This window comes from Streptomyces avidinii (assembly GCF_045161815.1).
Taxonomy (GTDB): Bacteria; Actinomycetota; Actinomycetes; order Streptomycetales; family Streptomycetaceae; genus Streptomyces; species Streptomyces avidinii.
On sequence record NZ_CP108863.1, the window covers coordinates 5,357,443 to 5,380,803 of the forward strand.

Genomic DNA, 23,361 nt, shown 5'->3' on the forward strand with positions numbered 1-23,361 from the left:
GGTGGGGCGCTGTCCAGCAGCCTCCGAGGGCACACCACCCCCGGACCCCCGGCCGGAGGGCCCGTACCGCGATGTCCCTGCACAGCCAGTCGACGGCCTCCTACCAGGCCCCAGCCACACCCGAGTTCCCCCGGCACGTCGTCACCGCGGTCCTCGTCGCCCACGACGGCGCCCGCTGGCTGCCCCGGACGCTCGCCGGCCTCCTCGGCCAGGAACGCCCCGCGCAGAACCACATGGCCGCCGACACCGGCAGCGCCGACGAATCCGCGCGCCTGCTCACCGAAGCCCTCGGCGACGACCGCGTCCTGCACCTCGCCCGCCGCACCGGATTCGGCACCGCGGTCGACGAAGCCGCCCGCTCCGCGGGCACCCTGACCCCCGAGGACCTCCCGTACCTCAAGCGCCCCAGCGGCTGGGACCCCGTCAGCCGCACCTGGCGCGACGACGCGTACGACCTGCCCGACCTCCCCCACGGCGAACCCGTTCAGTGGCTGTGGCTCCTGCACGACGACAGCGCCCCCGAACCCGACGCCCTCACCGAACTGCTCCGCGTCGCCGAGGACAACCCCGACGCCGCCGTCATCGGCCCCAAACTGCGCGGCTGGTACGACAAGAAGCAGCTCCTCGAAGCCGGCGTCACCATCGCCCGCAGCGGCCGCCGCTGGACCGGCCTCGACCGCCGCGAACAGGACCAGGGCCAGCACGACCAGGTCCGCCCCGTCCTGTCCGTCTCCACCGCGGGCATGCTGGTCCGCCGCGACGTCTACGACGCCCTCGGCGGCTTCGACCGGCGCCTGCCCCTGATGCGCGACGACGTCGACCTGTGCTGGCGCGCCCAGAGCGCCGGCCACACCGTCCTGGTCGCCCCCGACGCCGTCCTGCGGCACGCCGAGGCAGCCGCCCGCGAACGCCGCACCGTCGACTGCGCCGGACGCACCACGGCCGGCCCGCACCGCGTCGACAAGGCCGGCGCCGTCTACACGATGCTCGCCAACAGCTCCGGCCGCGCCCTGCCCTACGTCCTGCTGCGCGTCCTGTTCGGCACCGTGCTGCGCACCCTCGCCTACCTCATCGGCAAGGCCCCCGGCCAGGCCGTCGACGAGTTCACCGGCCTGCTCGCCACCCTGCTCCGGCCCGGCCGCGTCCTCGCCGCCCGCAAGGCCCGCCGCCGGCCCGCCGTCCCCGCCGCCGAACTGCGCCCGCTCTTCCCCCCGCCGGGAGCCTCCCTGCGGGCCAACGCCGAACAGCTCGCCGGCTACTTCGGCGGCGACCGCGACAACGATGCCGCCCCCGCCGGCCGGCACGGCGGCGGAAGCATCCTCAACGCCCCCGGCGAGGACGGCGACTACCTCCCCGAAGTCGAGCGCTTCGCCCGCCTCAAGCGGCTCGCCCGCAACCCGGCGCCCCTCCTCTTCGGCCTCCTCCTGGTCGTCTCCCTCGCCGCCTGCCGCGCCCTGATCGGCGGCGGCTCCCTGATGGGCGGCGCCCTGCTGCCCGCCCCCGACAGCGGCTCCGAGCTCTGGAGCGCCTACACCGGCGGCTGGCACGCCGTCGGCACCGGCTCCACCGCCTCCGCCCCGCCCTACCTGGCCGTCCTCGGCACCCTCGCCATCCTGCTGTTCGGGTCCACCCAGGCCGCCCTGACCCTGCTGCTCGTCGGATCCGTCCCGCTCGCCGGCCTCACCGCCTATTTCGCCTCCCGGCCGCTCGTCGAATCCCGGCTGCTGCGCGCCTGGGCGGCCATCGCCTACGCCTTCCTCCCCGCCGTGACCGGAGCTCTCGCCGGCGGCCGCCTCGGCACCGCCGTCCTCGCCGTCGTGCTCCCCCTCCTCGCCCGCTCCGCCGTCGCCGCCTTCGACCTCGCCGACGGCGCGCAGGCCACCGACCGGCGCGGCGGCCGGCGCGCGGTGTGGACGTACACGCTCCTGCTCACCCTCACCACCGCCTTCACCCCCGTCGTGTGGCCGCTCGCCGCCGTCCTCGGGGCCGCCGCGCTGGTCCTGCGCCGCGCGCACTGGAAGGCGTACGGCCTGCGGCTGCTCGCCACTCTCGCCGTCCCGCTCGTCGTGCTCGCCCCCTGGTCACTGGGGCTGCTCACGCACCCCGGCCGCCTCCTGCAGGAGGCCGGACTGCCCTTCGGAGCCGGCTCCGCCGACGCCCTCGGCCTCCTCACCATCAGCCCCGGCGGCCCCGGCACCGGCGCCGCACTGCTGCTCCTCGGCATCGTCCTGGCCGCCCTGGCCGCCCTGCTGCGCAGCGACCGCGCCTTCGCCGTCCGCACCGCCTGGGCCGTCGCCCTGGCCGCGCTGCTCCTGGCCGTCCTCGTCAACCGCAGCGCCTGGGCCGGCCCCGCCACCCTCGTCTACGGACTCGCGCTGCTCGCGGCCGCCGCCCTCGGCGCCGACGGGGCCCGCGAACGCGTCGCCGCGCGCAGCTTCGGCTGGCGCCAGCCGCTGGCCGCCCTGATCGCGCTGGCCGCCGCCGTGGGCCCGCTGGTGGCCGCCGCCACCTGGATGCTCGCCGGCGCCGACGGCCCGCTGCAGCGCCGCGACCCCGTACAGGTCCCGGCCTTCGTCGCGGACGCGGGCGGCGACGACAACCAGACCCGCACCCTGATCCTCGACCTGGACCCGCCCGCCACCGTCTCCTACAGCCTCGTCCGCGGCTCCGGCGGCCGTATCGGCGACGCGGAGGTCACCGCCCGCACCGGCGCCGACGCCCGCCTCGACAAGGTCGTCTCCAACCTCGTGGCCGGCTCCGGCGCCGACCAGTCCAGCCAGCTCAGCGCCTTCGCGATCCGCTTCGTGATGTTCCGCCCCGGCGGCCCCGAGGAGATCCGCCGCGTCCTCGACGCCACCCCGGGCCTCAGCCGCCGCCACCAGCAGGACGGCACCGCCCTGTGGGGCGTCGAGCCCTGGCTGCCCCGCGCGGTGATCGTCTCCGGCAAGCAGGGCGAGGCACCGATCCCGGTCGCCGCCGGACCCGTCGAGGCCCACAGCAAGATCCCCGCCGGGGAGGCGGGCCGCGTCCTGCGCATCGCCGACCGGGCCGACGAGGGCTGGCAGGCCACCCTCGACGGCAAGCCCCTCAAGCCCAAGAGCCTCGACGGCTGGGCACAGGGCTTCGAACTGCCCGCCGACGGCGGCCGCCTCGACCTCGTCCACGAGGACTCCCTGCTGCGGACCGCCTGGTACTGGGCCCAGGGCCTGCTCGCCCTGGTCCTGCTGGTGATGGCCCTGCCCGGCCGCCGCGCGCAGCTCGACGACGACCTGCCGGAGGAGGAGGCCGCGATCCCGGCCCAGCCCGGCCCGGGCGAGGCCGGCGAGGGCCGCCGCGCCCGCCGGCTGCGTGCCGAGGCCGAAGCGGCCCCCGCACCGGTGGAGACCGCGGCGGACGCCGACCCGTACGCCCAGATCCCCGCGCAGCCGGTGTACGGCGAGGACGCGTACGCGTACCAGGTGTATGGCGACCAGGGCGGCTACGCGTACGAGGCGCAGCAGCAGGCCCCGTACGACCAGTACCCGCAGTACGACCAGCAGGGCCAGCAGAGCCAGCCGGTCTACGAGGTCTCGTACCCGCAGCAGCCGCCGCACCAGCCGGTCCAGGACCCGGACCAGCAGCAGTACACCTACCCGTACGAGCCCTACCAGCCGTACGACCCCCACCACCCCCACGCACCGCACGACCCGCGTCCGGACGGGAGCCCCCAGCAGTGAAGCAGCGCGCACCCCTGACGCTGGCGGCGGTGACCGCGGCCCTGGCCGCCCTCACCGGCGTCGCCGCCCTCACCGCGCCCGCGGCCGACGGCAAGGCGGCCGACGGCAAGGCCGCTGCCGCGGCCCGGATGCCCGTGGAGCGGTCCCTGCTGGTGTGCCCGGGGCCCAGCTCCTCGGACATCGCCGAGACCACGTACACGTCCTTCACCCCCGGCGCCCCCGCCGGCGAGGGCAAGGGCTCGGCCCGGCTGCTCGGCGCGACCAAGGACGCCAAACCGGTGCTGGAACCCAAGGAGCCGGGCAAGCCCGTCGGGGCCACCGCCAGCGGCGCCGACGCACCGGCCCTCACCGGCAGCGCGGACGGCGTCCTCGCCCCCGGCTGGACCGCCCAGCTGACCACCAAGGTTTCGGTCGGCCGGACCCGCGGCGTCCTCGGTGCCGGCTGCACCGCACCCGGCACCGACTTCTGGTTCCCCGCGGTGAGCACGGCCAAGGGGCGCGAGGACTACGTCCACCTCACCAACCCCGACGACGCCGCGGCCATCGTCGACATCAAGCTCTTCGGCCCCGACGGACCGGCCAAGCCCGAGGCCGGCGCCAGCGAGAGCATCCGGGTCGACCCCAAGTCCTCCAAGACCGTCCTGCTCTCGTCCCTCGTCCCGGGCGCCCAGCTCGTGGACGCCACCGCCCACGTGACCACCCGCGCGGGCCGCGTGGGCGCGTCCGTGCAGGTCGGCGAGGAGCAGGTGGGCGCCGACTGGCTGGCGGCCTCCGCCGACCCGGCCGGCTCGATCGTCCTGCCCGGCATCCCGGCGGACGCCGCCTCCGTACGGCTGGTCGTCTTCGCACCGGGCGAGGAGGACGCGGACCTGAAGCTGCGCCTGGCCGGACCCGGCGGCGCGATCAGCCCGGCAGGCAACGAGCAGGTGCACGTCAAGGCCGGGATGACGGCGGCCGCTGACCTCAAGGACCTGACCCGGGGCGAGCCCGGCTCACTGCTGCTGACCCCGGCCGACCCCAAGAAGTCCGCCCCGGTCGTCGCGGCGCTCCGGGTGGTCCGCGGCAGCGGGGCCAAGCAGGAGATCGGCTTCATCCCCGCCACCGGACCCGTCGGCACCCGGGCCACCGTGGCCGACAACCGGCCCGAGGAGAACACGACGCTGCTGTCCCTCACGGCACCGGGCGCCGACGCGAAGGTCAAGGTGACGGCCTCGCCGGGCACCGGCGGCGGCGAGCCGGCCTCCCAGGAGGTCACCGTCAAGGCGGGCACCACGCAGACGCTGACCCTGGCCCCGGCGGGCGGCAAGGGCGCCTACGCCCTCACCGTCGAGACCCTCTCGGGCGGTCCGGTCCACGCGGCCCGCACCCTGTCGCTGCCGCACGAGGGCATCGCGATGTTCACCGTCCAGGGGTTCTCGGACGACCACTCCACGGTGTCGGTCCCCAAGGCGGCCCAGGACCTCTCGGTCCTGACCCGCTGACCCGCTGGCGGAACGCCCCCGGTACGGCCTGGGCCGTCTCTTCCGGATCTTGCCGGGCCCGCGACGCCCGGCACCGCACCTCGCCGCACTGCCGGGGCAACCGAGTACGTCCAGTACACGGCAGCCCCGGCAGCACGCCGAGGCACGGCACCGGACGACGCGGACCTGACCGACAAGATCCGAAAGAGACGACCTAGTCCTGGCCGTACCGGGGGTCCACCGTCTCCGGCGAGAGCCCCAGCAGGTCCGCGACCTGCTCCACCACGATCTCGTGGACCAGCATCGCCTTCTCGTCCCGCGTCTTGGTACGGATCTCCACCGGCCGCCGGAACACCACGATCCGGGCGGGCCGCCCCTCGCGGGACTCCGACGCCGCACCCAGCGGCACCGCCTCGTCGTTCCAGCCGCCGTCCGCACCGCCCGGCGGGCCGGGAACGTCACCGATCAGGAACTCCACGTCGGCCAGCTGCGGCCAGCGCCGCTCCAGCCGCTCCACGGAGTCCCGTACGAGGTCCCCGAACAGCTCCGACCGGCTCGCCGACAGCGGCACCTGCGGAGGCGCCACCGGACCGCGCATCCCGCGCCCGTGCCGGTCCCGCCGACGGACGCGCGGCTCGGCTGCGGCCCCCGCGGGGGGCTCGGCGGGGCAGGGGGGAAGAGGGGTGTCCGTCACCCCCGCAGGGTAGCCCTGAGCACGACACGGGGGAGTGAGCGGCGGTGGAGTCGTCGCGGCCCGGTCAAGAGTGCGGTACCGTCCAACGTCGTGAGCCTTGTACGTCGCTGTTCGCGCACTGCGTGCGGCCGCCCTGCCGTCGCGACACTGACGTACGTCTACGCCGATTCGACCGCAGTTCTCGGCCCGCTCGCCACCTACGCGGAACCCCACTGCTACGACCTGTGCGCCGAGCACTCCGAGCGCCTGACCGCCCCGCGGGGCTGGGACGTCGTGCGCCTGTCCGACGGCTCCGGGCCCTCGCGCCCCAGCGGCGACGACCTCGAAGCCCTGGCCAACGCCGTACGCGAAGCCGCCCGCCCGCCGGGGCGCGCGGCCGAGGCCGGGGGCCCCGGCCAGCGCGGCCAGTCCACCGGCGAGACCCGTCGTGGACACCTGCGCGTTCTGAGATCGCCCGATTCCTGACGCTCCTGCGGCCTGAAGAGCAGCTCCCGGTTCAGGGTAGGTTTTGCTGAACCGATCAGGATCCTCAGGAGGGCTGGCAGTGGCCGCAGATCTTTCGAACATCGTCAAGGCGTATGACGTGCGTGGCGTCGTGCCGGACGAGTGGGACGAGTCGTTGGCGGAGCTGTTCGGTGCGGCGTTCGTCGAGGTCGCGGGTGCTGAGGCGATTGTGGTCGGGCATGACATGCGGCCTTCGTCGCCGGGTCTGTCGGCGGCTTTTGCGCGGGGTGCGGCGGTGCGTGGTGTGGATGTGACGTTGATCGGTCTGTGTTCGACGGATCAGCTGTATTACGCGTCGGGTTCGTTGGGGCTGCCGGGTGCGATGTTCACGGCGTCGCACAATCCGGCGCGGTACAACGGGATCAAGATGTGCCGTGCGGGTGCGGCTCCGGTGGGTCAGGACACGGGTCTGTCGCAGATCCGTGGGCTGGTGGAGAAGTGGTCGGAGGCGGGTGCCCCGGCCGTTGCGGAGGGCACGGTGGCGGGGACGGTCACGGAGCTGGACAGCCTCCCCGGGTATGCGGCGCATCTGAAGGGTCTGGTGGACCTGTCGTCGATCCGCCCCTTGAGGGTGGTGGTGGATGCGGGGAACGGCATGGGTGGTCACACCGTTCCGACGGTGTTCGAGGGTCTGCCGCTGGATGTGGTGCCGATGTACTTCGAGTTGGACGGGACGTTCCCGAACCACGAGGCGAATCCGCTGGACCCGAAGAACATTGTGGATCTTCAGGCGCGGGTGCTGGCGGAGGGTGCCGACCTCGGGATCGCCTTCGACGGTGATGCGGACCGTTGTTTCATCGTGGACGAGCGTGGTATCGGTGTGTCGCCGTCGGCGATCACGGCGTTGGTCGCGGCGCGTGAGCTGGCCCGTAACGGTGGTTCGGGCACGGTGATCCACAACCTGATCACGTCCTGGTCGGTGCCGGAGGTGGTGCGTGAGAACGGTGGCACGCCGGTCCGGACGCGGGTGGGTCATTCCTTCATCAAGGAGGAGATGGCGAGGACGGGTGCGATTTTCGGTGGTGAGCACTCGGCGCACTACTACTTCAAGGATTTCTGGAACGCGGACACGGGCATGCTGGCGGCGTTGCATGTGCTGGCGGCCCTGGGTGGTCAGGGCGGTCCGTTGTCGGCGCTGGTGGCCTCGTACGACCGTTATGCGGGTTCGGGTGAGATCAACTCGACGGTCGCCGATCAGGCGGCGCGTCTGGCGGCGGTGAAGGCCGCCTACGGCAGCGCCGAGGGTGTGACGCTGGACGAGCTGGACGGTCTGACGGTGACGGCGGGGGACTGGTGGTTCAACGTGCGTGCGTCCAACACCGAGCCGCTCCTGCGTCTGAATGTGGAGGCGCGTGACGGGGCCACGCTGGCCAGGGTCCGCGACGAGGCCCTGGCCCTCATCCGCGCCTGACCCGAATCGAGCCCCGCGGCCGTTTCGGTCGCGGGCCGGTGCGGTGTCCCGGGGGCCGGCTCCGCCGAATCGAGCCTCGCCGGCGTTCGAGGCGCTGGTCCGGGCGGAGTCCGGTGCCCGGCGGAGCCGGGTTCCCCCGGGGCGCAGGCCCCGGGGCCCGGCCCGACCCGCCCCACGACACCGCACCGCCGCGGACTCGGCGGTACGCTGACCTCGCCCCACCCACATGCCCGAAGGGAACCTCCCCATGCCGCTCGAAGCCGGCCTCCTGCAGATCCTCGCCTGCCCCGCCTGCCACTCGCCCCTCGAGGACAAGTCGGCCGACGAGACGGCTCCCGAGCTGATCTGCACCGGCCAGGACTGCGGCCTCGCGTACCCGGTCCGTGACGGCATCCCGGTGCTCCTCGTCGACGAGGCCCGCCGCCCCGCCTGACCCCTGCCGCGCCGCGTAGGCACACGCACACACGCACACACGCGCAGACGCACGCAGACGCTGAGACCGATTCCGCCACCCTGGATCCGTCAACACCGCCGGAGGCCGCCATGCTCGACGAGTCGCTCCTCGACGCACCGGACGATCTCGCCCGCGTCGACCGCCGGGGCCTGCTCCGCGGTGCGGCCGAGGCGGGAGCCAGAGTCCGTACCGCCGCCCGGCACGCGAACGAGGCCGGCCTCGCCGAGCTGCGCCCCGAAGGCCGCCCGCGCTCCGTCCTGATCGCCGGCCCCGGTACCGCGGCCACCGGCGTCGCCGACCTGCTCGGCGCCCTCGCCGGAGCCTCCGCGCCCGTCATCCGGCTGGACCCCACCGGCGTCGCCCACGCGGCGGGCGCGCTGCGCTGGGTGCTGCCCGGCTGGGCCGGCCCCGTCGACATGCTGCTCCTCGCCACCACCGACGGCACGGAGCCCGGGCTCGGCGTCCTCGCCGAGCAGGCCTACCGGCGCGGCTGCACCGTCGTCGCCGTCGCCCCCGAACGCTCACCGCTGAGCGAGGCGGTGGAGGGCGCGCACGGGCTCCTCGTACCGATGGCCAAGGCCCCGTACCAGGAGTACGACGAGTCGGCCGCGGCCGGACCCGGCGCCCTGTGGGCCCTGCTGACGCCCCTGCTGCTGCTCCTCGACAAGGTCGGCCTGATCACGGCCGCCCCGGACACCCTGCAGCTCGTCGCCGACCGGCTCGACCGGACGGCCGAGCGCTGCGGGCCCGCCATCGCCACCTACTCCAACCCGGCCAAGACCCTCGCCGCCGAGCTGGCCGACTCCCTCCCGCTCATCTGGAGCGAGGGCACCGGCGCCGCCCCCGCGGGCCGCCGGTTCGCCGCCACGCTCGCCGAGCTCGCCGGCCGCCCCGCCTTGTCCGCGGTGCTTCCCGAGGCGCTGCCCGCCCACGGCGTCCTGCTCGCCGGGGCCTTCGCCGCCGGCGCCGACCCCGACGACTTCTTCCGGGACCGGGTCGATGAGCCCCAGGCCCTTCGTGCCCGCATCGTCCTGCTGCGTGACCGGCCGGCCGGTGGGCTCACCGCCGCTCCCGCCGCACGCGAGCTCGCCCACAGCCACGACACGGCCGTCAGCGAACTCGAGCCGGAGGAGGGCGTCGAGCTGGAGCAGCTCGCCGAACTCCTCGCCGTCACGGATTTCGCCACCGCCTACCTGGCGTTGGCTTCCGGGGGACACAGCTGAGGCACACAAGTCCCCAGCTCTATCCAGGAAGACGACGATGGACCGCCTGACGAACACGATCCGCCCCTACGCCTGGGGATCCACCACGGCCATCCCCGCGCTCCTCGGCGTCGAACCGACCGGTGAGCCCCAGGCCGAGATGTGGATGGGAGCCCACCCGGGCGCCCCCTCCCGCCTCGACCGCGGCGCGGGCGAGCAGGCGCTCTCGGACGTCATCGCCGCCGACCCCGAGCGCGAGCTGGGCGCCGCCACCGTCGCCAGGTTCGGTCCCCGGCTGCCCTTCCTGTTCAAGATCCTCGCCGCCGGCGCCCCGCTCTCCCTCCAGGTCCACCCCGACCTGGACCAGGCCCGGGCCGGCTTCGAGGACGAGGAGCGCCGCGGGGTCCCGATCGACGCGGACCACCGCAATTACAAGGACCCCAACCACAAGCCCGAAATGATCTGCGCGCTCACCGCGTTCGACGGGCTGTGCGGCTTCCGCCCGCCGCTGGAGGCCGCGGAGCTCCTCGCCGGCCTGGACGTGGACAGCCTCAAGCCGTACGTCGACCTGCTGCGGGCCCACCCCGAAGAGGCGGCCCTGCGCGAGATGCTGACGGCCGTACTGACCGCGGACCGCGCCGAGATGGCCCACACCGTGCACGAGGTCGCCGCGGCCGTCACGCGCCTCGATGGCCCGTACGCCCCGTACGCCACTCTGGTCCACCACTTCCCGGGCGACCCGGGAGTCATCGCGGCCATGCTGCTCAACCACGTCCGACTCCAGCCCGGCGAGGCGATGTTCCTCGGCGCCGGCGTCCCGCACGCCTACATCGACGGCCTCGGCGTCGAGCTGCTGGCCAACTCGGACAACGTGCTGCGCGCCGGACTCACCCCCAAACACGTGGACGTGCCAGAGCTGCTCAAGGTCGCGAAGTTCGAGCCGGGCGACCCGAACCTGCTGCGTCCCGAGGGCGACGCCGAGGAGGTCTACGCGACCCCCATCGACGAGTTCCGGCTCTCCCGCTTCCTGCTCGCGCCCGGTGGCGCCTCCCGGCTGCTCCCGCACGAGACCCCGCAGATCCTGCTCTGCACGGCCGGCTCCCCGCAGGTCGGCGAACTGGCCCTGACCCCTGGCGAGTCGGTCTTCGTACCGGCGGGCGAAAAGGTCGAACTGTCCGGAAACGGAACGGTCTTCCGTGCCACCGTGGTGGTCTGACGCAGCGTCCGTCCCACCGGCTGCAACAATGTGCGGCCGGTAGTCAGTGGCTAGGAAGGACATCCTGCACCCATGAGCGCGTCGGGCGGTACCAGGGCGATCGTGGCGGCACTCGCCGCCAACCTCGCCATCGCTGTAGCCAAATTCGTGGCATTCCTCTTCAGCGGCTCCTCGTCGATGCTCGCGGAAAGCGTCCACTCGCTGGCCGACTCCGGGAACCAGGGGCTGCTGCTCCTCGGCGGGAAGAAGGCCAAGCGCGAGGCGACGCCGCAACACCCCTTCGGGTACGGGCGCGAGCGCTACATCTACGCCTTCCTCGTCTCCATCGTGCTCTTCACCGTCGGTGGCATGTTCGCCATCTACGAGGGAATCGAGAAGATCAACCACCCGCACCCGATCGAGGCCTGGTACTGGCCGGTCGGCGTGCTCGTCTTCGCGATCATCGCCGAGTCCTTCTCCTTCCGCACCGCGATCAAGGAGTCGAACGAGATCCGCGGCAAGCAGACCTGGACCCAGTTCGTCCGGCGGGCCAAGGCCCCCGAGCTGCCCGTCGTCCTCCTGGAGGACCTCGGCGCGCTCGTCGGCCTGGTCCTGGCCCTCGGCGGCGTCGGCCTCGCCCTGCTGACCGGAAACGGCGTCTGGGACGGCATCGGCACCCTGTGCATCGGCGTCCTGCTGATCGTGATCGCGATCGTCCTGGCCGCGGAGACCAAGTCCCTGCTGCTCGGCGAGGCCGCCGGCATCGAAGAGATCGAGAAGATCAAGACCGCGCTCGTCGACGGTGACGTCGTCACCCGCGTCATCCACATGCGGACCCTGCACCTCGGCCCGGAGGAGCTGCTGGTCGCCGCCAAGATCGCCGTCGAGGGCCACGACACCGCGACCGAGGTGGCGAACGCGATCAACGCCGCCGAGGCCCGCATCCGCGAGGCCGTCCCGATCGCCCGCGTGATCTACCTGGAGCCGGACATCTACCGCCCCGAAGCGGCCCAGTAGCAAGGAAGGACCGAAGGCCCCCGCGAGCAGCTGCCCGCGGGGGCCTTCGGGTTGCCGCAGCCGTCCGGCCTACGGCTCGTCGACGCGCACGGCGCCCCAGACGGGTCCCGCCTGCGCCACCGGCCTCCTGCGGCGCACCACCAGCGCGGCGATCCCCAGGCCGATGCCGACGGGCAGGAGGACCGCGCCGCCGGTCATGCTCAGGCCGAGGACGCCGACCAGCGGATCGTTCTCGTCGATCCCGCTGTCGACGCCGGTCACGGCGGACACCGGGAGTGTCCCCTCGTGCGGCTGCGGGTGGAAACGGGAGTCCGCGGAGTTGCCGCGGTTGTCACCCATGATGAACACGCGGCCGTGCGGCACCGATACGGCGAAACTGACCCCACCCGCCCCGGGGGCGCCGTCCTGCACGTACGACTCGTTGAGCGGCTGCCCGTTGAGGGTGAGCGTCGGGTCGCCCTCCGCGTAGGCGATGTGATCGCCGCCCACCGCCACCACACGTCCGATGAAAGGGCCCGTCAGTCCCCACTCGGCCGGGTCGTAGGTCACCACGTCACCGCGCCGGACCTCCGACGGCTCCTTCTCCATGACGAGGAGGTCCGCGTGGCCCAGCGTGGGCAGCATGTTGTCGCTGCCCACCTTTGTCGGCGCGAACCGGCTCACCATGAACACCATCGGTCCGGCGATCAGCGCGACGCCGAGCACGAGCAGGGCGATCGCCCAGATCCCCCGTGTGCGACCAGGCCTGCGTGCCATGAACTCCCCATCCCTTCCAGCGGTATGACTGGCTGGAAGAATATGTTCTGGCTGAATTCGCACCTCGCTCGGGCGGCCGGGGAGCGGTTACCGGATCTCTCTCGGCCCTTCCAGGGCCGATATCTCGCCCGGGTCCGGCGGGATCGCGCTCGCAGTCCCGGTCCGTCGGCATCCCTCGGACGCAAACGGTGGATCAAAAGTCCGAAAGGCCCGGAAGATCCCAGCCGGAGGGCCCGACGTCACCACACACCTACTTCCTCGTCCGACTGGGGCTCGCTCGGCCGATCGGTGTAGATTCGTGCTCAGTGTCAGGCGTCGCTGCTGATGGCGGGTCGGGCGGTCCTTGCGACCGGCCGAGGGGAGAGAGGACCCCCGACGGACTGTGCTCGGTGTCCCGTCCCCAGGACGGCGCACGGCTCAGCCGTACCCACCCTCTCGAACCATGAGGAGCAGCACCCATGGACTTCAAGGTCGCAGACCTCTCCCTTGCCGCCTTCGGCCGCAAGGAGATCACCCTGGCCGAGCACGAGATGCCGGGCCTGATGTCGATCCGCGCGGAGTACGCGGAGGCGCAGCCGCTGGCCGGCGCCCGTATCACCGGCTCGCTGCACATGACCGTGCAGACGGCCGTGCTCATCGAGACCCTCGTCGCCCTCGGCGCCGACGTCCGCTGGGCCTCCTGCAACATCTTCTCCACCCAGGACCACGCGGCCGCCGCCATCGCGGTGGGCCCGAACGGCACCCCGGAGAACCCGCAGGGCATCCCGGTCTTCGCCTGGAAGGGCGAGACGCTGGAGGAGTACTGGTGGTGCACGGAGCAGGCGCTGACCTGGCCGAACACCCCCACCGGTGGCCCGAACATGATCCTCGACGACGGTGGTGACGCCACCCTCCTCGTCCACAAGGGCGTCGAGTTCGAGAAGGCCGGCTCGGCCCCGGACCCGTCGACGGCGGACTCGGAGGAGTACGCCCACATCCTCACCCTGCTCAACCGCACCCTCGGCGAGTCCCCCCAGAAGTGGACCCAGCTCGCGTCCGAGATCCGCGGTGTGACGGAGGAGACCACGACCGGTGTCCACCGTCTGTACGAGATGATGTCCGAGGGCAGCCTGCTGTTCCCGGCGATCAACGTGAACGACGCCGTGACGAAGTCGAAGTTCGACAACAAGTACGGCTGCCGTCACTCGCTGATCGACGGCATCAACCGTGCCACCGATGTCCTGATCGGCGGCAAGGTCGCGGTCGTCTTCGGTTACGGCGACGTCGGCAAGGGCTGTGCGGAGTCGCTGCGCGGCCAGGGCGCGCGGGTGATCGTCACCGAGATCGACCCGATCTGCGCGCTGCAGGCGGCGATGGACGGCTACCAGGTCGCCACCCTCGACGACGTGGTGGAGACGGCCGACATCTTCATCACCACGACCGGCAACAAGGACATCATCATGGCCTCGGACATGGCCAGGATGAAGCACCAGGCGATCGTCGGGAACATCGGTCACTTCGACAACGAGATCGACATGGCCGGTCTCGCGAAGATCGAGGGCATCGTCAAGGACGAGGTCAAGCCGCAGGTCCACACGTGGAAGTTCCCCGACGGCAAGGTCCTGATCGTGCTCTCCGAGGGCCGTCTGCTGAACCTGGGCAACGCCACCGGTCACCCGTCCTTCGTGATGTCGAACTCCTTCGCGGACCAGACGCTGGCCCAGATCGAGCTGTTCACCAAGCCGCAGGAGTACCCGACCGAGGTCTACGTGCTGCCCAAGCACCTCGACGAGAAGGTCGCCCGTCTCCACCTCGACGCCCTCGGCGTCCGCCTGACCACGCTCCGCCCGGAGCAGGCCGCCTACATCGGCGTCAAGGTCGAGGGCCCGTACAAGCCGGACCACTACCGCTACTGATCAACCCCTGATCAGCCTCTGATCAGCGGCAGCAGAACGTGAAGCAGGCCCCCGGCAGCGTGCCGGGGGCCTGCCCCGTATCTCTCGTCCCCTAGCCTCTTGCCCCTCGCCCCTCGCCCCTCGCCCCCAGCTCAGGAAGAGCGCGCACCATGCCCCGCGGCCGCTACTCGCTCCACGACCCGCACGACCACACCCCCCTCGGCGAGGAGCACTTCCACTGCGCCCCCGGCCCCTCCGGCTGGCGCTACGTCTCTCAGCTCACCGGCCCGGACGGGGACCACCGCGGTTCCGTCGACCTGGCGATCGACGAGCTGGGCCGCCCCATCCGCATGGAGGTCAACGCCGCGAGCTGGCAGGTGCGCGGCGCCGCCATCGACGGCGTCACCTGGGTCCGTACCGACCCCACCGGCACCGAGGCCACCGAGGGCAACATCGCGGCCCCCGGCTTCACCGGCACCTCCCCGGCCTTCCTCATCGCCACGTCCCGCCTGCTGCGCCTGACCCCCGGCGCCCCCGCCACCCGCGTCAGGCTCCTGGCTCTCACCGACCCGGTCCTGGCACCCCGTACGGTCGACCAGGCCTGGGCCCTGCTGGCCCGCGAGGAACACCCCACGGACAGCGGCCCGCTCCTGGTGGACGAGTACCGGGTCAGCGCACTGGACACGGGCGAGGTCCACACGATCCACATCGCCGGGGACGTGGTCCTCTCGGCCCCCGGCATCGAACTCGAACACCTGGAGACACCACCCTCGGCCTTCGAGGAGCAGTGACCCCTCAGGCGGGCGGCGCGAACCCGCCGGCGCGCGGAGCCTCCGCAGGCGCCACGGGAGCCGCGGGTGTCGCGGGCGCAGGAGCCACGTAGGCGACCGGCGCCGCCACGGGCATCGGCGTCGGCATCGGCATCGGAGAGGGATGGGGCGCGAACCCGGCCCCGGGGCCGGCTCCCGGGCCGGCAACGGCGGACGGCCGGAACGCCCGCGCGGCGTCCCGCGACTGCCGCTCGTGCACCACGGCCATCAGGAACGCGGCAGCGGGCACCCCGGCCGGCGGCGGGGCACCCGTACGCGCCACCAAGTCGTCCGCGAGCCGTACCGCCATCGCGGCACCCACCTGCGGATCCAGCTGGTTCATCCGTGTCAGGTACTGGCGAATCGCCAGCCACAGCCCGTCCGGCACCGCGGACAGATCCAGCCCGGTGAACCGCCCGGCCAGCCACGGCGGCGGCGGGGGCACCGGCATCACCCGCGCCCCCGGCACCCGCTCCCGGACCACGAGCGTCCCCGCGAACACGTCCCCGAGACGGCGCCCCCGCGCCGACACCAGCGAGGCGATGCACGCGATCGACCCGAAAGTCAGGATCAGCTCGACGATCCCCATCGCCCCGCGGACCATCGCGTGACGGAACCGGATGGGCCCGCCGTCGTCCCGTACGACCCGCAGCCCGCAGGCGAGCTTGCCGAGCGACCGCCCGTGGGACAGCGTCTCCACCGCGATCGGCACACCCACGACGAGCAGCAGGAAACTCGCCACCCCCACGGCCGCCCGGGCCGCCTCGTCCAGCGAAGCGGTCGCCATGGTCAGCCCGACGGAGATGAGTACGTACCCGGTGACGTACAGGGCAAGGTCCAGGAGGATCGCCAGCCCGCGGCTCGGCAGCCGCGCGGGCCTGAGCCCCAGGACGACCGCGTCCCCCGTCACCAGATCGCTCACCGCAGCACCTCTCATGTGACCCGCCCGCCCCGCCCTTACGGCATCCAGTCTGCCAAGCTGACCACACTAGGAATAGGCAGTGGCCAGGGGACCTGGGACAGGGGAGCGGCAACCGGATGGATCTCGACGTCTTCGTGACCGCACACCGTGCGGAGTGGGACCGCCTCGACCAGCTCCTGGGCCGCGGCCGCAAACTCACCGGCGAGGAGGCCGACGAACTCGTCGCGCTCTACCAGCGCACTTCCACCCACCTCTCCCAGATCCAGTCCAGCGCCCCGGACCCCCTGCTCACCGGGCGGCTGACCCAGCTGGTCGCCCGCGCCCGCGCCACTGTGACGGGCACCCGCCGGGCCGGCTGGCGCGACGCGGCCCTCTTCTTCACCGTGGGCTTCCCGGCCGCGGTCTACCGCAGCCGTCGCTGGTGGATACCGACCGCCCTGCTCTCCACGGCGCTCGGCGTGCTCATCGGCTGGTGGATAGCCACGCACCCGGAGGTCCAGAGCGCCATCGCGGCCCCCGAACACCTGAAGGCGCTCACGGAGCCGGGCGGCGAGTACGAGACCTACTACTCCAGCCACCCGGCGGGCTCCTTCGCCGCCCAGGTCTGGACGAACAACGCGCAGGCGGCTGCGATCTGCCTGGTCCTGGGCGCCTTCCTGGGGATACCGGTGCTCTGGATCCTCTTCCTGAACATGGCCAACCTCGGCGTCGGCCTGGGCCTCATGGCCTCCGCCGGCCGCCTCGACGTCTTCCTCGGCCTGATCCTCCCGCACGGCCTGCTCGAACTGACGGCGGTCTTCGTCGCCGCGGGCATGGGCCTGCGCCTGGGCTGGACGGTCATCGACCCGGGCCCCCGCACCCGCCGCACGGCCCTCGCGGAGCAGGGCCGCACCGCCCTCGGCATGGCCATCGGCCTGGCGGTGGTGCTCTTCATCTCGGGCCTGATCGAGGGCTTCGTGACCCCGTCCGGCCTCCCGACCTGGGCCCGCATCACGATCGGCGTCGCAGCCGAGGTGGCCTTCCTCCTCTACGTCTTCATCCTGGGCGGCAGGGCCGCACGCGCCGGCGAGGTGGGCGACGTGGAGGCGGCCGACCGGACGGCGACGCTCCCGACCGCGGCCTGATGTGCGTACCAGCCCGTTGAGCTGCTAGTCTCCTCGTCGTCCCGCGAAGACTGTTGACACGGAGCGCGCGGGGAGGTAGATTCGAACGGTTGCCTCGAACTGGACAAGTTCGGCAGCGATGGTTTAAACTCTCTCTCGCCCCCGATACGGAATTGAATTCCAGTGGGGTACGACCGACTCCTCATTCAGGAATCCGAAGCCGGGAAATCCGGTGGAGAACTTCTGATAGAGTCGGAACCGCCGGAAAGGGAAACGCGAAAGCGAAAACCTGGAAAGCGCCGAGGAAGTCGGACACGAAAGAGTCTGATAGAGTCGGAAACGCAAGAACAGAACGAAAGCCCGGAGGAAAGCCCGAGAGGGTGAGTACAAAGGAAGCGTCCGTTCCTTGAGAACTCAACAGCGTGCCAAAAATCAACGCCAGAAGTTGATACCCCGTCCACTTCGGTGGATGAGGTTCCTTTGAAAAAGACCTGTCGGGCCTTCGGGCACTGGCAGGCAACAAACACAGCGAGGACGTTGTGGCGCGTCGGTCTTATTCCGACATGACGTGCCCGCTCTAAGTGATGTGTGCACCCGATTACGGGTAAACATTCATGGAGAGTTTGATCCTGGCTCAGGACGAACGCTGGCGGCGTGCTTAACACATGCAAGTCGAACGATGAAGCCCTTCGGGGTGGATTAGTGGCGAACGGGTGAGTAACACGTGGGCAATCTGCCCTTCACTCTGGGACAAGCCCTGGAAACGGGGTCTAATACCGGATACCACTCCTGCCTGCATGGGCGGGGGTTGAAAGCTCCGGCGGTGAAGGATGAGCCCGCGGCCTATCAGCTTGTTGGTGGGGTAATGGCCCACCAAGGCGACGACGGGTAGCCGGCCTGAGAGGGCGACCGGCCACACTGGGACTGAGACACGGCCCAGACTCCTACGGGAGGCAGCAGTGGGGAATATTGCACAATGGGCGAAAGCCTGATGCAGCGACGCCGCGTGAGGGATGACGGCCTTCGGGTTGTAAACCTCTTTCAGCAGGGAAGAAGCGAAAGTGACGGTACCTGCAGAAGAAGCGCCGGCTAACTACGTGCCAGCAGCCGCGGTAATACGTAGGGCGCAAGCGTTGTCCGGAATTATTGGGCGTAAAGAGCTCGTAGGCGGCTTGTCACGTCGGATGTGAAAGCCCGAGGCTTAACCTCGGGTCTGCATTCGATACGGGCTAGCTAGAGTGTGGTAGGGGAGATCGGAATTCCTGGTGTAGCGGTGAAATGCGCAGATATCAGGAGGAACACCGGTGGCGAAGGCGGATCTCTGGGCCATTACTGACGCTGAGGAGCGAAAGCGTGGGGAGCGAACAGGATTAGATACCCTGGTAGTCCACGCCGTAAACGTTGGGAACTAGGTGTTGGCGACATTCCACGTCGTCGGTGCCGCAGCTAACGCATTAAGTTCCCCGCCTGGGGAGTACGGCCGCAAGGCTAAAACTCAAAGGAATTGACGGGGGCCCGCACAAGCAGCGGAGCATGTGGCTTAATTCGACGCAACGCGAAGAACCTTACCAAGGCTTGACATATACCGGAAAGCATTAGAGATAGTGCCCCCCTTGTGGTCGGTATACAGGTGGTGCATGGCTGTCGTCAGCTCGTGTCGTGAGATGTTGGGTTAAGTCCCGCAACGAGCGCAACCCTTGTCCTGTGTTGCCAGCATGCCCTTCGGGGTGATGGGGACTCACAGGAGACCGCCGGGGTCAACTCGGAGGAAGGTGGGGACGACGTCAAGTCATCATGCCCCTTATGTCTTGGGCTGCACACGTGCTACAATGGCCGGTACAATGAGCTGCGATACCGCAAGGTGGAGCGAATCTCAAAAAGCCGGTCTCAGTTCGGATTGGGGTCTGCAACTCGACCCCATGAAGTCGGAGTTGCTAGTAATCGCAGATCAGCATTGCTGCGGTGAATACGTTCCCGGGCCTTGTACACACCGCCCGTCACGTCACGAAAGTCGGTAACACCCGAAGCCGGTGGCCCAACCCGTAAGGGAGGGAGCTGTCGAAGGTGGGACTGGCGATTGGGACGAAGTCGTAACAAGGTAGCCGTACCGGAAGGTGCGGCTGGATCACCTCCTTTCTAAGGAGCACAGTACCGATTGCAGACAAATGTTCTGCACGGTCAGCTCATGGGTGGAACGTTGATTAGTTGGCACGGTTCTTCTGATGGATCACAAGTACTGCTTCGGCGTGGAAAGTGACTCACTGATGAGGGATCGTGCTTGGCACGTTGTTGGGTCCTGAAGGTACGGCCGTAAGGTCATGTCTTCAGTGCCGGCCCCAGTGAACTTGATCCGTATGGGTCAGGGTGATGGGTGGCTGGTCGTTGTTTGAGAACTACACAGTGGACGCGAGCATCTGTGGCCAAGTTTTTAAGGGCGCACGGTGGATGCCTTGGCACCAGGAACCGATGAAGGACGTGAGAGGCCGCGATAGGCCCCGGGGAGCTGCCAACTGAGCTTTGATCCGGGGGTGTCCGAATGGGGAAACCCGGCAGTCGTCATGGGCTGTCACCCACTGCTGAACACATAGGCAGTGTGGAGGGAACGAGGGGAAGTGAAACATCTCAGTACCCTCAGGAAGAGAAAACAACCGTGATTCCGGGAGTAGTGGCGAGCGAAACCGGATGAGGCCAAACCGTATGCGTGTGATACCCGGCAGGGGTTGCGCATGCGGGGTTGTGGGAATTCTTTTGATCGGTCTGCCGGCCGGTCGGCGAGTCAGAAACCGTTGATGTAGTCGAAGGACATGCGAAAGGTCCGGCGTAGAGGGTAAGACCCCCGTAGACGAAACATCAGCGGCTTGCTTAAGAATCTCCCAAGTAGCACGGGGCCCGAGAAATCCCGTGTGAATCTGGCGGGACCACCCGCTAAGCCTAAATATTCCCTGGTGACCGATAGCGGATAGTACCGTGAGGGAATGGTGAAAAGTACCGCGGGAGCGGAGTGAAATAGTACCTGAAACCGTGTGCCTACAAGCCGTGGGAGCGTCGCCGTTGTTCTTCGGAACAACGGTCGTGACTGCGTGCCTTTTGAAGAATGAGCCTGCGAGTTAGCGGTGTGTAGCGAGGTTAACCCGTGTGGGGAAGCCGTAGCGAAAGCGAGTCCGAATAGGGCGATTGAGTTGCACGCTCTAGACCCGAAGCGGAGTGATCTAGCCATGGGCAGGTTGAAGCGGAGGTAAGACTTCGTGGAGGACCGAACCCACCAGGGTTGAAAACCTGGGGGATGACCTGTGGTTAGGGGTGAAAGGCCAATCAAACTCCGTGATAGCTGGTTCTCCCCGAAATGCATTTAGGTGCAGCGTCGTGTGTTTCTTGCCGGAGGTAGAGCACTGGATAGGCGATGGGCCCTACCGGGTTACTGACCTTAGCCAAACTCCGAATGCCGGTAAGTGAGAGCACGGCAGTGAGACTGTGGGGGATAAGCTCCATGGTCGAGAGGGAAACAGCCCAGAGCATCGACTAAGGCCCCTAAGCGTACGCTAAGTGGGAAAGGATGTGGAGTCGCAGAGACAACCAGGAGGTTGGCTTAGAAGCAGCCACCCTTGAAAGAGTGCGTAATAGCTCACTGGTCAAGTGATTCCGCGCCGACAATGTAGCGGGGCTCAAGCGTACCGCCGAAGTCGTGTCATTGCAGCAATAGGGCCAACGCCCGCTGTGATGGGTAGGGGAGCGTCGTGTGCCGGGTGAAGCAGCAGCGGAAGCTAGTTGTGGACGGTTCACGAGTGAGAATGCAGGCATGAGTAGCGATACACACGTGAGAAACGTGTGCGCCGATTGACTAAGGGTTCCTGGGTCAAGCTGATCTGCCCAGGGTAAGTCGGGACCTAAGGCGAGGCCGACAGGCGTAGTCGATGGACAACCGGTTGATATTCCGGTACCCGCTTTGAAACGCCCAATATCGAATCAGGCGATGCTAAGTCCGTGAAGCCGTTCCGGACCCTTCGGGGAAAGGAAAGTGGTGGAGCCGACGAACCAGACTTGTAGTAGGTAAGCGATGGGGTGACGCAGGAAGGTAGTCCAGCCCGGGCGGTGGTAGTCCCGGGGTAAGGGTGTAGGCCGAGGGGTAGGCAAATCCGTCCCTCATTAAGGCTGAGACCTGATGCCGAGCCGATTGTGGTGAAGTGGATGATCCTATGCTGTCGAGAAAAGCCTCTAGCGAGTTTCATGGCGGCCCGTACCCTAAACCGACTCAGGTGGTCAGGTAGAGAATACCGAGGCGTTCGGGTGAACTATGGTTAAGGAACTCGGCAAAATGCCCCCGTAACTTCGGGAGAAGGGGGGCCATCACTGGTGATAGCACTTGCTGCTTGAGCTGGGGGTGGCCGCAGAGACCAGCGAGAAGCGACTGTTTACTAAAAACACAGGTCCGTGCGAAGCCGTAAGGCGATGTATACGGACTGACGCCTGCCCGGTGCTGGAACGTTAAGGGGACCGGTTAGTGACCTTTCGGGGTTGCGAAGCTGAGAACTTAAGCGCCAGTAAACGGCGGTGGTAACTATAACCATCCTAAGGTAGCGAAATTCCTTGTCGGGTAAGTTCCGACCTGCACGAATGGCGTAACGACTTCTCGACTGTCTCAACCATAGGCCCGGTGAAATTGCACTACGAGTAAAGATGCTCGTTTCGCGCAGCAGGACGGAAAGACCCCGGGACCTTTACTATAGTTTGATATTGGTGTTCGGTTCGGCTTGTGTAGGATAGGTGGGAGACTTTGAAGCAGCCACGCCAGTGGTTGTGGAGTCGCCGTTGAAATACCACTCTGGTCGTGCTGGATGTCTAACCTCGGTCCGTGATCCGGATCAGGGACAGTGTCTGATGGGTAGTTTAACTGGGGCGGTTGCCTCCCAAAGGGTAACGGAGGCGCCCAAAGGTTCCCTCAGCCTGGTTGGCAATCAGGTGTTGAGTGTAAGTGCACAAGGGAGCTTGACTGTGAGACCGACGGGTCGAGCAGGGACGAAAGTCGGGACTAGTGATCCGGCGGTGGCTTGTGGAAGCGCCGTCGCTCAACGGATAAAAGGTACCCCGGGGATAACAGGCTGATCTTCCCCAAGAGTCCATATCGACGGGATGGTTTGGCACCTCGATGTCGGCTCGTCGCATCCTGGGGCTGGAGTCGGTCCCAAGGGTTGGGCTGTTCGCCCATTAAAGCGGTACGCGAGCTGGGTTTAGAACGTCGTGAGACAGTTCGGTCCCTATCCGCTGTGCGCGTAGGAATATTGAGAAGGGCTGTCCCTAGTACGAGAGGACCGGGACGGACGAACCTCTGGTGTGCCAGTTGTCCTGCCAAGGGCATGGCTGGTTGGCTACGTTCGGGAGGGATAACCGCTGAAAGCATCTAAGCGGGAAGCCTGCTTCAAGATGAGTATTCCCACCTCCTTGAGAGGGTAAGGCTCCCAGTAGACGACTGGGTTGATAGGCCAGATGTGGAAGCCCGGTAACGGGTGAAGCTGACTGGTACTAATAGGCCGAGGGCTTGTCCTCAGTTGCTCGCGTCCACTGTGTTAGTTCTGAAATAACGAACAGCTGTGTCCATGCCAGCGTTCAAATTTCATAGTGTTTCGGTGGTCATAGCGTTAGGGAAACGCCCGGTTACATTCCGAACCCGGAAGCTAAGCCTTTCAGCGCCGATGGTACTGCAGGGGGGACCCTGTGGGAGAGTAGGACGCCGCCGAACAATCATTGTGGGAAAGCCCCGCACCAGCCCTTACGGGTTCGGTGCGGGGCTTTTCTGCGTTCACGACCCAAGCGGAGCTGGGTATCCTAGGGCTCTCCGTGGAGGACACGATGACAGCACAGCACGCAGAAGGCGATGGCCCGCTCATTGCTCAGCCGGCCATGACTCGTGAGGCGCTTCGCGACGGCGTGAGGCGCCTGGACATGCCGAGCCTCGCGGCCTTCGACAAGGAGTGTCACGAGGCGTTCGACCAGGCAGCCGAGACAGGGGCCATCAACCCGCTCCGGTTCTTTCTGATCAAGTGGGCCACTCACGTGGCCATCCACAGGTGGCCGATGAGGTCCGCGGCCTTGGCCGAAGCGGAGCGGGTCGCGGGCGACCCGACGGTGGGCGAGGAGGCCTTCCGGACATCCATGGAGACCAGCAGTCGTATTCTGGCGGAGGCTCAGCGGGAGATCGGTCTGTGACCGACCGCGGGGAGGCCGTCGAGAACGAGCAAGGCTGGGCGTG

Annotated in this window: 15 protein-coding genes and 3 rRNA genes; 15 read left to right on the plus strand and 3 right to left on the minus strand. The window is 68.8% G+C overall.

From position 1 onward, the window contains the following. Positions 1 to 71 precede the first annotated feature (71 nt). Both OG373_RS24035 and OG373_RS24040 read left to right on the plus strand, forming a co-directional pair. On the plus strand, positions 72 to 3,716 hold the full coding sequence (locus tag OG373_RS24035) for a glycosyltransferase family 2 protein (RefSeq protein WP_405440218.1): 3,645 nt from the start codon (positions 72 to 74) through the stop codon (positions 3,714 to 3,716). Next, positions 3,713 to 5,197 (plus strand): DUF5719 family protein, encoded by a 1,485-nt coding sequence (locus OG373_RS24040; RefSeq protein WP_405440220.1) that lies wholly within the window; start codon positions 3,713 to 3,715, stop codon positions 5,195 to 5,197. The genes OG373_RS24035 and OG373_RS24040 overlap by 4 nt, the downstream gene beginning before the upstream one ends. 193 nt (positions 5,198 to 5,390) lie before the next feature. Here the strand turns inward: OG373_RS24040 and OG373_RS24045 are convergent, their stop codons facing one another. Next, a complete protein-coding gene (locus tag OG373_RS24045; RefSeq protein WP_405440221.1) occupies positions 5,391 to 5,870 on the minus strand; it encodes a metallopeptidase family protein in 480 nt (159 codons plus the stop codon). A 15-nt stretch (positions 5,871 to 5,885) separates the two neighbouring features. Between OG373_RS24045 and OG373_RS24050 the strand changes: the two genes are divergently transcribed. From OG373_RS24050 to OG373_RS24075, 6 genes are all read left to right on the plus strand, one after another. After that, positions 5,886 to 6,335: a DUF3499 domain-containing protein gene (locus OG373_RS24050; RefSeq protein ID WP_397730858.1), complete on the plus strand. Its 450-nt coding sequence runs from the start codon at positions 5,886 to 5,888 to the stop codon at positions 6,333 to 6,335. Between the two features lie 79 nt (positions 6,336 to 6,414). Continuing rightward, positions 6,415 to 7,785: a phosphomannomutase/phosphoglucomutase gene (locus tag OG373_RS24055; RefSeq protein WP_405440223.1), complete on the plus strand. Its 1,371-nt coding sequence runs from the start codon at positions 6,415 to 6,417 to the stop codon at positions 7,783 to 7,785. A gap of 247 nt (positions 7,786 to 8,032) precedes the next feature. After that, complete coding sequence (locus tag OG373_RS24060; RefSeq protein ID WP_030015246.1) at positions 8,033 to 8,218, plus strand: Trm112 family protein; 186 nt, start codon at positions 8,033 to 8,035, stop codon at positions 8,216 to 8,218. Positions 8,219 to 8,328: 110 nt separating this feature from the next. Beyond that, positions 8,329 to 9,462, plus strand: coding sequence for an SIS domain-containing protein (locus tag OG373_RS24065; protein WP_405440225.1), 1,134 nt, complete (start codon positions 8,329 to 8,331; stop codon positions 9,460 to 9,462). 37 nt (positions 9,463 to 9,499) lie between these two features. Then, complete coding sequence (gene manA, locus OG373_RS24070; RefSeq protein WP_405440227.1) at positions 9,500 to 10,657, plus strand: mannose-6-phosphate isomerase, class I; 1,158 nt, start codon at positions 9,500 to 9,502, stop codon at positions 10,655 to 10,657. A gap of 72 nt (positions 10,658 to 10,729) precedes the next feature. After that, complete coding sequence (locus OG373_RS24075; RefSeq protein WP_397739822.1) at positions 10,730 to 11,653, plus strand: cation diffusion facilitator family transporter; 924 nt, start codon at positions 10,730 to 10,732, stop codon at positions 11,651 to 11,653. Positions 11,654 to 11,722: 69 nt separating this feature from the next. On the opposite strand, the gene lepB is transcribed toward OG373_RS24075, so the two are convergent. Then, positions 11,723 to 12,409, minus strand: coding sequence for a signal peptidase I (gene lepB, locus OG373_RS24080; RefSeq protein WP_405440229.1), 687 nt, complete (start codon positions 12,407 to 12,409; stop codon positions 11,723 to 11,725). A 458-nt stretch (positions 12,410 to 12,867) separates the two neighbouring features. On the opposite strand from lepB, the gene ahcY reads away from it, so the two are divergent. After that, entirely contained in the window at positions 12,868 to 14,304 is a 1,437-nt protein-coding gene (gene ahcY, locus OG373_RS24085) for an adenosylhomocysteinase (protein ID WP_405440231.1), read from the plus strand. A 149-nt stretch (positions 14,305 to 14,453) separates the two neighbouring features. Beyond that, the gene (locus OG373_RS24090) at positions 14,454 to 15,074 is read left to right on the plus strand and encodes a hypothetical protein (RefSeq protein WP_189974620.1); all 621 of its coding nucleotides are present in this window, start codon (positions 14,454 to 14,456) and stop codon (positions 15,072 to 15,074) included. Between the two features lie 4 nt (positions 15,075 to 15,078). On the opposite strand, the gene OG373_RS24095 is transcribed toward OG373_RS24090, so the two are convergent. Next, complete coding sequence (locus tag OG373_RS24095) at positions 15,079 to 16,014, minus strand: RDD family protein (RefSeq protein ID WP_405440233.1); 936 nt, start codon at positions 16,012 to 16,014, stop codon at positions 15,079 to 15,081. A gap of 116 nt (positions 16,015 to 16,130) precedes the next feature. Between OG373_RS24095 and OG373_RS24100 the strand changes: the two genes are divergently transcribed. From OG373_RS24100 to OG373_RS24120, 5 genes are all read left to right on the plus strand, one after another. After that, the gene (locus OG373_RS24100) at positions 16,131 to 17,138 is read left to right on the plus strand and encodes a stage II sporulation protein M (RefSeq protein WP_405440235.1); all 1,008 of its coding nucleotides are present in this window, start codon (positions 16,131 to 16,133) and stop codon (positions 17,136 to 17,138) included. 590 nt (positions 17,139 to 17,728) lie between these two features. Next, positions 17,729 to 19,253 (plus strand): 16S ribosomal RNA (locus tag OG373_RS24105). Positions 19,254 to 19,535: 282 nt separating this feature from the next. Further along, positions 19,536 to 22,658: ribosomal RNA gene (locus OG373_RS24110) — 23S ribosomal RNA — on the plus strand. Positions 22,659 to 22,734: 76 nt separating this feature from the next. Beyond that, positions 22,735 to 22,851: ribosomal RNA gene (rrf, locus tag OG373_RS24115) — 5S ribosomal RNA — on the plus strand. Together the 16S, 23S and 5S rRNA genes form the textbook arrangement of a ribosomal RNA operon. Before the next feature lie 98 nt (positions 22,852 to 22,949). After that, a complete protein-coding gene (locus OG373_RS24120; RefSeq protein ID WP_405440238.1) occupies positions 22,950 to 23,318 on the plus strand; it encodes a DUF6247 family protein in 369 nt (122 codons plus the stop codon). Positions 23,319 to 23,361: the final 43 nt, after the last annotated feature.